Raw genomic sequence first — 11,171 nt, 5'->3', positions numbered from 1 at the left:
CCTCCAGGTGCGGCGCGTCTGTTCCCCGGCCGATCTTTGACGGGGATGCCGTGTAGTACGGCCGGCTTCCTTCCCCTGTTCAGGGTCCGCCACGTCTTTTCTCGGGTCAGGCGTGCGTGTTCCGCTACGGGGTGTCGTAGCGCACCCGGTGGCACAGCGCCGGGAGGTCCCCGGAGGCGAGGCGGGGCAGGACGTCGGGCAGGTCCTCGAAGGCGGACTCGCCGGTGACGAGGGCGTCGAGGGCGGGGTCGGCGAGCAGGTCGAGGGCGAGGGCGAGCCGGTCGGCGTAACCGCGGTGCGCGCGGGCCGGGGAGACGGTGCCGACCTGGCTGCCGCGGACGGTCAGTCGCCGGGAGTGGAAGGCCTCGCCCAGCGAGAGGCTCACCCTCCGGTCGCCGTACCAGCTCAGTTCGACGACGGTGCCCTCGGCGCGGAGCAGTTCGAGTGCCCGGCCGAGTCCCTGCTCGGTGGCGCTGGCGTGCACGACCAGGTCGCACTCGCCGAGGGCGTCCCCGGGCAGCGCGAAGCCGACGCCGAGCGCCGCCGCGGTCTTCGCGCGTGCCGGGTCGGTGTCGACGAGCTGCACCCGTACGCCGGGGAACCGGGCCAGCAGCGCGGCCACCGAGCAGCCGACCATCCCGCCGCCGACGACGGCGATCCGGTCGCCGACCAGCGGCGCGGCGTCCCACAACGCGTTGACGGCGGTCTCCACGGTGCCGGCGAGTACGGCCCGCCCGGCGGGCACGCCGTCGGGCACGGGCGTGACGGCGTTCGCCGGGACGACGTACCGCGTCTGGTGCGGGTACAGGCAGAACACGGTGCGCCCGGCGAGCGCCTTTGGTCCCTCCTCCACCACGCCCACGTTGAGGTAGCCGTACTTCACCGGGGCCGGGAAGTCGCCTTCCTGGAACGGCGCCCGCATGGCGGCGTGCTGACTTCGGGGCACCCCGCCCCGGAAGACGAGCGTCTCCGTGCCCCGGCTCACCCCGGAGTACAGCGAGCGCACCAGCACCTCGTCCGTGCCGGGCGCTGGCAGGCCGACCTCACGGATCGCCCCCCGGCCGGGCGAGTCGAGCCAGAACGCACGTGCGGTGCGGTTCATCGGAGTCCTCCTGAACGATCGGGAAGCCGCGCGCGTACCGAGTGGTGCACAGGCCGCGCACAAGGTAGCGGCGTTGATCGACTCTGTCACACGGCCGGAGGATGCTCGGTGGCCCTGAACAACGGTTACGACGCGAGGCTCGTACAGCAGGAGACCGCCGTGGGGGCGGGCGTACAGGTCCTGTTGCTGGCTCTGATCGGTACGGCGATCGGCATGGGCCCCGCGGGCTGGCTGACCGGCCTCGCGTTCGCGATCGCCACCTGGGCGGTGCTCTCCCGGGCCCTGTACCGGTCCCGGCTGCGCTCCTTCGGCGCGGCCAACCGGGTCACGCTCGGCCGGGCCGTCCTCGTCGGCGGGGTCACCGCGCTGGTCGCCGACTCGTTCCAGGACTCACCGCCCGTCCCCCTCCTCGTCGGCCTGACCGCCGTGGCCCTGATCCTGGACGGCGTGGACGGCGAGGTGGCGCGCAGGACCGGTACGTCGACGCCGCTGGGCGCCCGCTTCGACATGGAGGTGGACGCGTTCCTCATCCTGGTGCTGAGCGTGTACGTGTCGATGGCGATGGGCCCGTGGGTGCTCCTCATCGGCGGTATGCGGTACGCCTTCGTGGCCGCCGCCCGCGTCCGGCCCTGGCTGACCGCCCCGCTCCCGCCGAGCACGGCCCGCAGGACGGTGGCCGCGCTCCAGGGTGTGCTGCTGCTGACGGCGGGCGCGGCGCTGCTGCCGCACGCGGTCAACGTCGGTGTGGTGGTGCTGGCGCTGGGGCTGCTGGTGTGGTCGTTCGGCCGGGACGTGCTGTGGCTGTGGCGGACGTCCCGGGCGGGGACGGCTCCGGCCGGGCCCGGGGTGCGGCGGGAACCGGTCGCGGACTGACGACCGGCCGGGGGCACGGCGCACCGCCGCCGGCGGGGTGGACGGGTGGCCGGCCGGCACGGGCACGGCGCCGCCGTCCCACGGCTCGCGGCGCTCCGCCGGCCGCCTTCGGGGACACGGTACGGGGCGACCGTCGGTCTCCCCCGGGCGGCCGGTGCGGAGGAGGCGCCGGGCCTTCCGGGACCGCGTGCCGCCCGGTCGGGTGCGTCCGGGCCGGGAACGGACGGGCGGGCGCACCGCTCCCGTCACGCTCTTCGCGGCAGCAGCAGCACCGCCGCCCCCGTCGCAGCGGCCAGTGCCAGCCACGGCACCGCCGGCGGCAGCCCCGCGTCCAGCAGCAGGCCGGTCGCCGAGCTGCCGAGCAGGACGATCAGGCCGGAGACCGAGGAGAGCGCCCCGGTGTAGAGGCCGAGGCGGCCCTCCTCGGCGAGGTCGGGCACCCAGGCGCGGGCCACCGGCACGACCAGCATCTGGCCGAGGGTGAGCAGGACGACGAACCCGGCCGCGGGCACCAGACCCGCGGTCCCCGACCACCCGGCGGGACGTGCCGCCGCCACCGCGGCGAAACCGGCCGCGACGAGCAGCAGGCCGGCCGCCATCGACCGGCGCATCGCCAGCCGCTCCCCCACCCAGCGGGTGACCGGCAGCTGCGCGGTCACCACCAGCAGCGAGGACAGGGCGAACAGCCAGGCCAGCGCCGTCTGGGAGCCGGTGACGCGCTCCACCTCCACGGGGAGGGTGAGATACAGCTGGTTGTAGGCGAGCAGGTAGGCGCCGAAGGCGCAGCACAGGCCGAGGAAGGGCCGGTTGCGCAGCAGCGCCCGCAGTCCGCCCTTGACCGGCGTGCGGTCCCGCCCGGGTATGCGCTGCGGCAGCAGCCGGGCGTGACCGGCGAGCACGAGCACGAAGACCCCGGCGCCCGCCAGGCAGGCGGTGCGGAAGTCCACCGCCAGCAGCAGTGCGCCCAGCAACGGCCCGACGAACGCGCCGGCCTGCCCCGCCACGGTGAACAGCGCCAGCACGCGGGTGCGGGATCCCCCGCCCGCCTCCTCCCACACGACCGCCTGCCGGGCCACCTCCGATTCGACGGCCGGGGAGAACAGCGCGGCGGCGAACCCGATCAGCACCACCGCGCAGATCACCGCCCAGGTCCGCCCGGCGTACCCCAGCCACACGAAACCGGCGATCCGCAACGCGCACCCCGCGAGCACCACCGGCCGGATGCCGTACCGGTCGGCCAGCGCCCCGCCGACCACGAACAGCCCCTGCTGGCTGAACGTCCGCAGTCCCAGCACCAGTCCGACCAGCCAGCCCGCCATTCCCATGGCCTGCCCCAGATGGGCGGCCAGGAAGGGCAGTACGGCGTAGAACCCGAGGTTGAAGGCGAGTTGGGTGACGATCAGCAGCCGCAGCAGCGGGGAGAGCCGGGCCCGGCCCGTCTCCTTTCGCGCACTGGTGGACAGGACGGTTCTCATGCTTTCACCAGTTCTTCCGAGGGTTCCGAGGGCTCCGGGGGCGTCGACGGGCGTGTGGACAGGGCGCCGCGCGGCCGGCCGCCCGGTCCGCGCCGCCGCCCCGGCCACCGCACTCCGCCGGCCGCGGTCACCGCGAGCGCCCCGAGCAGGGCGAGGACGGCGGCCGGGGCGAGCACGGCCCAGGGCGCGCGTTCGGCGTAGGGCTGGTTCTCGGCGAGGAGCAGCCCCCATTCCGGCGACGGCGGCTGGGCGCCGAGGCCGAGGAAGCCGAGGGAGGCGAGGGCGAGGGCGATGCCGGGCAGGCGCACCAGCGCGTGGCGGGTGACGGGCGGCAGCACCGCGGGCAGCAGCTCGCGCCGCAGCAGGTACCAGGGGCCCGCCCCGAACAGCCGGGCGGCCGCGAAGTGTTCGGTGGCGCGTTCCTGGACCAGCAGCGCCGAGGTGTGCGCGGCGAGCGGGGTCCAGGCGACGGCGGTCACGGCGATCGCGGGCGTGGTGGCACCGCCCCCGACGGCGGCGGTGGCGAGCAGCGCGCCGAGTACCGGCGGTACGGCGTTCACCGTGTCGGCGAGCGGCCCGGACAGCCGGGGCAGCAGCCCGAGCGCCACTCCGGCGCACAGGGCCACGGCGCTGATCCCGAGGGCGAGCAGCAGGGTGTCGAGGGCGCCGTGCCCGACCCTGGCGAGCAGGTCCCGGCCGAGGGCGTCGGTACCGAACGGGTGCGTCAGGGACGGGGCCTGGAGCCGCTCCCCGGTGTCCAGCGCGAGCGGGTCGCGGGGCAGCCCGAACGCGACGACGGCGACCAGGAGGGCGCCGTGGACGAAGGGCTGGATGCGGCGGGCGGGCGGCGCCGGCCGGTGCAGCGTCGTCAGGGCGCCGTCCCTCAGCGCCGGCCCGGCGAGCAGCCGGGCCGCGAGCCGGCACGCCCCGGTGGCCGCGGCCGCGAGCAGGACCAGGGCGAGGGCGCCCGCCTGGAGCACGGGCAGGTCCTGGGCGAGGGCGGCCTGGAGGGTGGTGCGGCCGAGCCCGGGGATGTCGAAGACCTGCTCCACGGCGACGGCCCCGCCGGTCAGCCCGACGACGAACAGGCCGAGGTTGGGAAGCAGCGCGGGCACACAGCGGCGTACCGCCCGGCGGGCGATGCGCCGTGCGGGCAGTCCCTGGGAGGCGGTGGCCAGCGCCCAGGGCTCGGCGAAGGCGCCGGGCAGCAGGTCGTCAAGCAGCCGTCCCAGCACGGCCCCGGCGGGCAGGCCGAGGGCGAGCGCGGGCAGTACGGTCCACTGCGGCCCGTACCAGCCGAGGGCGGGCAGCCAGCCGAGGTGCACTCCGACGACGGTGGCGAGCACGGAGGCGACCAGGAACTCGGGCAGCGCGGCGAGCACCGCCGACCCGCCGCCCCCGGCCCGCCGGCCGTCGAGCAGCCGCCGGGATCCGAGGCGGAGGGTACGGGCGCAGACCAGCGCGGCGGTGACGAGGGCGAAGAGGAGGGCCACCGACATCAGCAGCAGGGAGGCACCCAGCGCCTGGAGCACGACGGGCAGGACCTCGTCGCCGGAGATCCACGACCGTCCGGCGTCCCCGCGCCACAGCCCGCCCAGCCACTGTCCGAGCAGGGGGAGCGGGCCTGCGTCCAGGCCCAGTTGGTCGCGGATGTCCGCCAGCGCCTCGGGCGTGGGGTCACGCTCGGCCGACCGTGCCTTGAGGACCGTCAGCGCCGGGTCGGTGCGCGAGAGCCAGGGCAGCAGGCCGATTCCGCACACGAGGGCGGCCGCGAGGGCCGCGCGCCACAGGAGCGCGGCCAGGGACTGTCGCACGGGGGTCAGCGCCGCGTTCCCGTACCGACGAGGGTGCGCTCGTAAGGGTCGAGCAGCACGCCCCGCACGGAGGCGCCGACACCGGTGATGATCCGCTGGTGCACCAGCGGCACCACGGCGTCGCTGCCGAGGACGGCCGCCTCGGCGGCCATGGAGGCGTCCTGCCGCTTGCCGGGATCGGCGGTCCGCTCGGCCTCGGCGATCGCACGGTCGACGTCCTTGTCGCACAGCTGGGCGATGTTGTAGCCACCGTCGCAGGTGTAGTCACTGGCGAGGACGGCGACCGGGTCGCCGGTGTCGAGGAGGGTGTTGCGGGCGAGTACGAACGCGTCGAACTCCCCGTCCAGCGCGTCGCCCTCGAGCCGCGAGTACTCCCGTGTCTCGAGCTTCACCGTGAAGCCGGCCTTCTCCAGCTGCTGCTTCACCACCTGCGCGACTTCGGGGAGTTCGGGCCGGTTGTCGTACGTCGCGAGGGTGATCGTGGCCCCCTTCGCGCTGCCGGCCTCCGCCCGTCCGACGGGCTCGACCCGCTTGCCCTCGGCCCAGGTCACGGCGGGCCCGTAGATCCCGGCGCCCGGGTCGGCGTATCCCTCGTACACCCCCTCGGCGAGCGCGGGGGTGTCGACGGCCGCGCGGGCGGCGGCGCGCAGCTCCGGGTCCTTGAGGGGCCCGGTGGCAGAGTTGAGCAGCAGGCTCGTGGTGCGGGTGGTGGCGGTGTCGCGCCGGGTCTCCCGGTCGAGGGTGGCCGCCTGCGCGACGGGCACCGCCTCGGCGATGTCGACCTCACCGGTGCGCAGGGCGTTGGCGCGTGCGGTGCCGTCGGCGATGAACCGGGCGTCGATGCCGGAGGCCTGGGCACGGCCGCCCCAGTAGTCGTCGAAGCGGTCGAGGGCGGCGGACGAGGCTCCGTCGGCCTCGGTGAGTTCGAAGGGCCCGGTGGCGGTGCCGACGGGGTCGACGCGGCCCTTCGCGTCGTACGCCCTGCCGGAGAACACGGCGAGGTTCGGGCTGGACAGCCGCAGCGGGAGAACGGGATCGGGCTCGGCGGTGCGGACGGTGACCTCGCGGCTGCCGTCGGCCTCGGCGGTCAGGTCGACGCCGGAGAGGGCGGCGGGCTCGGGCTCGGCCTCGGCGGCGTGCGCGAGCGCGTCGGCGACGGCGGACGCGGTGACGTCCGTCCCGTCCTGGAAACGGGCCTCGCGCAGCGTGAACACCCAGGTCCTGTGGTCCTTCTGACGCCAGGACCGGGCGAGCCCGGGCGCGGCGGCGCCGTTGGCGTCCATGGCGGTCAGGCCCTCGGAGACGCCGAGGCGACTGAGGAGCGTGGCGTCGGCGCCGTACGGCGAGAACCGCTCGGCGGGCGGGAAGGCGAGCGCGACCCGCAGCCGGGACCCCGCGCTCCCGCCGTCCGCCGGCTCACCTCCCCCGGAGGCGAAGCAGCCGGCCAGCAGCGGGGTGAGCACCAGGGCGGCGAGAAGCCGCGAACGAAGCGGGCGCACAGGTCACCGTCCCATCGGTATCTCGAAGTGGACGACGCCGTTGCCGCCGTCCGCGTCCTCTCGTTCGTCGTGCACGACCTTTCCGAGCGACCGCCAGAAGGCCTCCGCCCCCGGGACGGACGGATCGGTGTGCAGATACACGGACCGGTAACCTCCGTCGGCTGCCGCGAAGTCGAGCAGTTCGCCGACCATCCGTCGCGCCAGTCCGCGTCTGCGGTGGTCCGGCCGTACGTACACCCGCCGCAACTGGGCGGTCCCGCCGGAGGGGTAACGCTCGGCGAGCTCGCGCGGGTTCGGCGGATGGGCGGGCCCCCGGGAGTCGAGGGCCCCGGTGGCGACGACCTCGCCGCCGTCCGGATCGATCGCGACGAGCAGGGTGTGCCGGGGCGGGGCGAGGTAGGCGGTACCCGGATCGATGATGTCGCCGTGCCAGCGCGGCACGTACCCGGTGCCGAAATCGCGGTACACGGTGTCGAGCATCACGGCTCGCGCACGGTCGAGGTCTGCCGGGCCCGCGGCCCTGATGCTGTAGTCGCGCACCTGCAAAGCATAGGCAAGTAGCCTTTCGAGTCGATCAAGGGGGTGAGGGCCGGCCGGCACGCCCGAAAGTCGAACATATGATATTCATTTTCATCCCCGTCCGACCGGGCGCCCCGCCTCACCTGCTCGCCTACTCGACACCCGCCGCGTCGAGCAGCCGGACCAGGTCCTTGCGTCCGTAGCCGAGCCGACGGGCCCGGTCGGCCGCCATCAGCACCAGGTGCGCCACGGTCTCCGCCGCGCATCCGTTCTTGTGGTCGGCGTCGAACCACTCCTGGGGCTTCTCGACCCCCAGGCTGTTCACCACCAGCCCGTGCTCACGGCGGACCTCCGCGACGGTCCCGGCGACCGCGTCCAGGAGCGTCTTCCCCGGCCGCTCGCACTCCAGGGCGAAACGGCCCCGGTCGACCGGCACGCACCCCTCCGGCGGACGCGCCCGCAGCCCCGCGTACCGCTCGTCCGCGAGCCCCTCGTCGTCGAACTCCTCGTGCACCAGCGCGAACCGGTGGAACCCGGGTGGCGCCGGAGGCGGTGGCGGCGTGTACGCCCACCCCGCGTCCTCGTACAACTGCCGCTTCACCTCCTCCTCTTCGGCGTGCGTCACGGTGAAGCCGGTGGCCTCGTTCCGCCCGGTCGTCGTGCCGTCGGGGTTGTGGTGGAAGTGCAGGCTCATGATGCGCTCCGGTCGTCCGTGTCCTGGAAGGACGGGAGGTGTCCCGTCACCGGATCGAACGGGCCGCCCGTCCCGCACGTGCCCGCATCGCACAGCACCACCCGATCGTGTGAAGCCGCCCGCCCACGACGGCGCCACCGGCCACGGCTCACCGCCCCGACGGACCGCCGTGGCACCGGGGACGGTTGTCAGGGGTGGGAGTTATCCTCACAAGGCGCTTGCGACACATGTGTCTTACGACCACGGGGGGTGTCCATGCACGGCCGTGACCAGATTTTCCCTCAGGACTGCCCGGGCGATCACCCGGGCATGTCGACCGAGGCGGGGATCGACGTCCAGCGACAGCTGGAGTCCCTGATCCAGGACTTCCGGACCAGTGATCCCCCGATGCCGGTGATCGTGCTGCACGCCGAGGACCCCGCCGACGACGACCGGGTCACCGGACTCGTCGACGAGCTGAGCGAGGGGCAGCAGCGTCACGGCACCCGCCTGGCCGTCGCCCCGACCGAGCCGCAGCCCGGGGAGCTCGATCCCACCGCCCGGGCCGCGCGGCTCCTGGCCGACCTCGGCGACTCCAGGAAGTGGGGCGACCGGTCCGCCTCCTACCGCCCCTACTCCTTCCCCCGCCTCAACCTGGTGCGCGCTCTCCAGGAGGCCACCGACGATCCGGAGATGCGCGAGCACTGGCCGACCGCCCCCGGCGGCACTCCGGACGGGAACGCCCAGCGGGAGCGGGCCCAGACACATCTGCTGCGCATCCTGGCCCGGCAGCGCTGGCGCCCCCGCAGACCCTCGCGCCACAACCGGCAGGTGCTGCTCAACGACGTGCAGCAGTTCCTCCCCATGGGCGTCCTGGGCGCCTTCACCGCGCTGCTCACCCGCCCCGAGTGGTACATCGCCGTCCTGGCGGGCATCGGGCTGATGGTCCTCCTCGCCGGACTGAACCACGTCCCCGGGCGCGCTCCCCTCTTCCTGTGGCTGCGCAGGGAGAGCCGGTGGTTCCTGACCACGACGTTCCTCCAGTCCGCCGCCCGCCGTCAGTCGACCAGCGTGCGGCTGCTGCGGCCCGTCCGCTCCTGGCGGGCCATCGCGGCCCGCGCCTACGACGTGGCCGAGGCCATGCGCGAGGGCGGCCCGTTCCCCCTCCAGCTGTACGTGCTGGCACTCTTCGAGGACCTGCGGGACAACCACCGGCGCGGCAGCTGGGACCTGCGCGGATTCAAGCGGACACGGCCGCCGGTGCTGTTCCTGCGCCGGACAGGCCGGGAGAACGGCGGCATAGAGCTGATCCGGGCGGTCAGCGACGTCCGCAGCCGGCGCAGCGAACTCGACCCGCTGCTGATCGTGGCAGGCGTGGCGGCGGACGACGCGGCGCTGCTCGACCGGGGCGCGGACGCGCATCCCGCGCCCGACCGGCCGCAGCAGCCCCCGTCCCCGCCCTCGCGCCTCCCGCAGCGGTTGCGGCACTGGTACGACGAATGGGCCGGGAATCTCCGCGCCGACCAGTCGCCGAGCAGGACGAACGCCCTGCCCTGGGTGCTCAGGATCCCGCTGCCCCACGACGAGCTGGTCCAGCTGCGGCAGGCGGACTGGCGGTGCGTCAGGGCCAGGCACCGGCCGCCCCTGGCCCGCGTGGCGTGGTCGGCCCACAGCCTGCTCCTCGTCCTCGCCCTGGTCGTCACCGCGGGCGTCGTCCACGCCCGTGAACTGCACCGGACGTACTGTTCGGCGGGCCTGCTGACCGCCGACCGCGACACCGAGCGGCGTCCCGCGCCCGGCGGCGGCACGGAGTGCGTCGGCATAGCCACCGGGGACGTCCGGTTCGGCGCGCAGCTGGGCGGCGGGACCACCGGGGAGGGCAAGCGGCTGCAGGAGCTGGAGAGGCTGGTGAACGCCGAGAACACCGAGGTCCTGCGCGACCACCCCGACGCCTACGTCACCGTGGTGTACGCGGGTCCGCTGAGCTCCTCCTCGGTGGACCCGTCCCTGGTCAAGGGCGCCGAGGAGCTGACCGGCGTGTACCTCGCCCAGCGGGTGGTCAACGAGAACTACACGGTGAAGCTGCGGGTGCTGCTCGCCAACGGCGGTGCGGACATGGGGCACCAGCGCGTCACGGCCGACGCGATCGCCGAGTACGCCGACCGCGACCCGACCGTCGTCGGCGTGGTCGGCTTCGGCCGCGACCTGCAGAGCAGCCCCGACGTCACGCGCCGGCTCCACGCGGCGGGGCTGCCCGTGGTCTCCGGCACCAACTCGGCGACCTACCTGCCGAAGGAGTTCTCCAACTGGTTCAGCCTCGCGGCCCCCGACGAGCACCAGGCCGAGGCGCTCGGTCTCGTGGCCCGGCAGCTGCGCGCCGGGGGCGGGTCCCCGCACGCCCTGGTACTGGCCCGCGACACCAAGGAGTCGCAGGACCGCTACACCAGCGAACAGGCCCTGTACGGCGGCGAGATGCTGAAGCGAGAGGGCTTCCGGCTGCTGCCCGCGCAGCGCTACCGGGTGGCGAACGGCAAGCCCGAACTGCGGCTGCACGCCGAGAGCATCTGCCGGGGCGAGGACATCCCCTCGGTGATCTACTTCGCCGGACGGGTCGAGGACGTCGGACCGCTGATGACGCAGCTGACCACCGAACCGGGCTGCGCCGACCGGCAGATCTCGATCCTCACGGGCGACGACCTGAGCAAGGCCAGGTTCTCCGGAACCGGCGGCCGCGACGGTGTGGCCCCGCGGATCACGCTGTACCACGCGGCCCTGGCCGAGCTGAAGGAGGCCGCCTCCAGGACCGCCTTCTACGAGGACGCCGCCCACTACCTCCCCTGGCTGGAGGACGGGAAGGCCACGTACGACGCCGCCGACTTCGCGAGCGGGCAGACGGCCCTCTCCCACGACGCCACGCGCGCCCTGTACTGGGCGGCCAGCCTCGGGGACGTACGCCAGAGCCGCGCGGCGACCTGGGTCAACCTCAGACACGTCAGGCTCGACGGCATGGCCACCGGGACGATCGACTTCACCGACGCGCCCCTGTACGAGGAACGCCACGGTCACAGCATCGTCCTCAAGCGGGTCCGCAGGACCCCGGAGGGCCTCTCGGAGGCGGAGGTCCTGTGCAGCAGACCGGCCGGCAGCACCCGGCCGCTCACCGTACGGGAGTGCTCGATCGAGTGAGCGGGAGCCGGGCGGGTGCGGGCGACGACG

General features: G+C 74.4%; 8 protein-coding genes. 2 read left to right on the top strand and 6 right to left on the bottom strand.

Annotated elements, in window-relative coordinates:
• Positions 1-124: 124 nt before the first annotated feature.
• Positions 125-1,102, bottom strand: coding sequence for a zinc-dependent alcohol dehydrogenase (locus ACZ8ZB_RS29530; RefSeq protein WP_470740659.1), 978 nt, complete (start codon positions 1,100-1,102; stop codon positions 125-127).
• Between the two features lie 108 nt (positions 1,103-1,210).
• On the opposite strand from ACZ8ZB_RS29530, the gene ACZ8ZB_RS29525 reads away from it, so the two are divergent.
• Positions 1,211-1,975, top strand: a complete 765-nt coding sequence (locus tag ACZ8ZB_RS29525) for a CDP-alcohol phosphatidyltransferase family protein (protein ID WP_470740658.1) — start codon at positions 1,211-1,213, stop codon at positions 1,973-1,975.
• Between the two features lie 245 nt (positions 1,976-2,220).
• On the opposite strand, the gene ACZ8ZB_RS29520 is transcribed toward ACZ8ZB_RS29525, so the two are convergent.
• The 5 genes from ACZ8ZB_RS29520 to ACZ8ZB_RS29500 all read right to left on the bottom strand — a co-directional run bounded on the left by ACZ8ZB_RS29520 (position 2,221) and on the right by ACZ8ZB_RS29500 (position 7,976).
• Positions 2,221-3,450: an MDR family MFS transporter gene (locus tag ACZ8ZB_RS29520; protein WP_470740657.1), complete on the bottom strand. Its 1,230-nt coding sequence runs from the start codon at positions 3,448-3,450 to the stop codon at positions 2,221-2,223.
• The gene (locus ACZ8ZB_RS29515) at positions 3,447-5,264 is read right to left on the bottom strand and encodes an ABC transporter permease subunit (protein ID WP_470740656.1); all 1,818 of its coding nucleotides are present in this window, start codon (positions 5,262-5,264) and stop codon (positions 3,447-3,449) included. Before ACZ8ZB_RS29515 ends, ACZ8ZB_RS29520 begins: the two co-directional genes overlap by 4 nt.
• A 5-nt stretch (positions 5,265-5,269) precedes the next feature.
• Entirely contained in the window at positions 5,270-6,763 is a 1,494-nt protein-coding gene (locus tag ACZ8ZB_RS29510) for an ABC transporter substrate-binding protein (protein WP_470740655.1), read from the bottom strand.
• A gap of 3 nt (positions 6,764-6,766) precedes the next feature.
• The gene (locus ACZ8ZB_RS29505; RefSeq protein WP_470740654.1) at positions 6,767-7,303 is read right to left on the bottom strand and encodes a GNAT family N-acetyltransferase; all 537 of its coding nucleotides are present in this window, start codon (positions 7,301-7,303) and stop codon (positions 6,767-6,769) included.
• A gap of 130 nt (positions 7,304-7,433) precedes the next feature.
• Entirely contained in the window at positions 7,434-7,976 is a 543-nt protein-coding gene (locus ACZ8ZB_RS29500) for a hypothetical protein (protein ID WP_470740653.1), read from the bottom strand.
• Between the two features lie 309 nt (positions 7,977-8,285).
• On the opposite strand from ACZ8ZB_RS29500, the gene ACZ8ZB_RS29495 reads away from it, so the two are divergent.
• Positions 8,286-11,141, top strand: a complete 2,856-nt coding sequence (locus ACZ8ZB_RS29495; protein WP_470740652.1) for a type 1 periplasmic-binding domain-containing protein — start codon at positions 8,286-8,288, stop codon at positions 11,139-11,141.
• The last annotated feature ends 30 nt before the right edge of the window (positions 11,142-11,171 follow it).

Source organism: Streptomyces sp. 12E (assembly GCF_055633275.1).
This window is presented reverse-complemented; position numbering and strand designations above follow the sequence as displayed.

What these genes read in the sequence shown, in the direction of transcription:
- ACZ8ZB_RS29530 (WP_470740659.1), bottom strand. Translation starts at nt 1,102, where the DNA reads ATGAACCGCACCGCACGTGCGTTCTGGCTCGACTCGCCCGGCCGGGGG.
- ACZ8ZB_RS29500 (WP_470740653.1), bottom strand. Translation starts at nt 7,976, where the DNA reads ATGAGCCTGCACTTCCACCACAACCCCGACGGCACGACGACCGGGCGG.
- ACZ8ZB_RS29495 (WP_470740652.1), top strand. Translation starts at nt 8,286, where the DNA reads ATGTCGACCGAGGCGGGGATCGACGTCCAGCGACAGCTGGAGTCCCTG.
- ACZ8ZB_RS29520 (WP_470740657.1), bottom strand. Translation starts at nt 3,450, where the DNA reads ATGAGAACCGTCCTGTCCACCAGTGCGCGAAAGGAGACGGGCCGGGCC.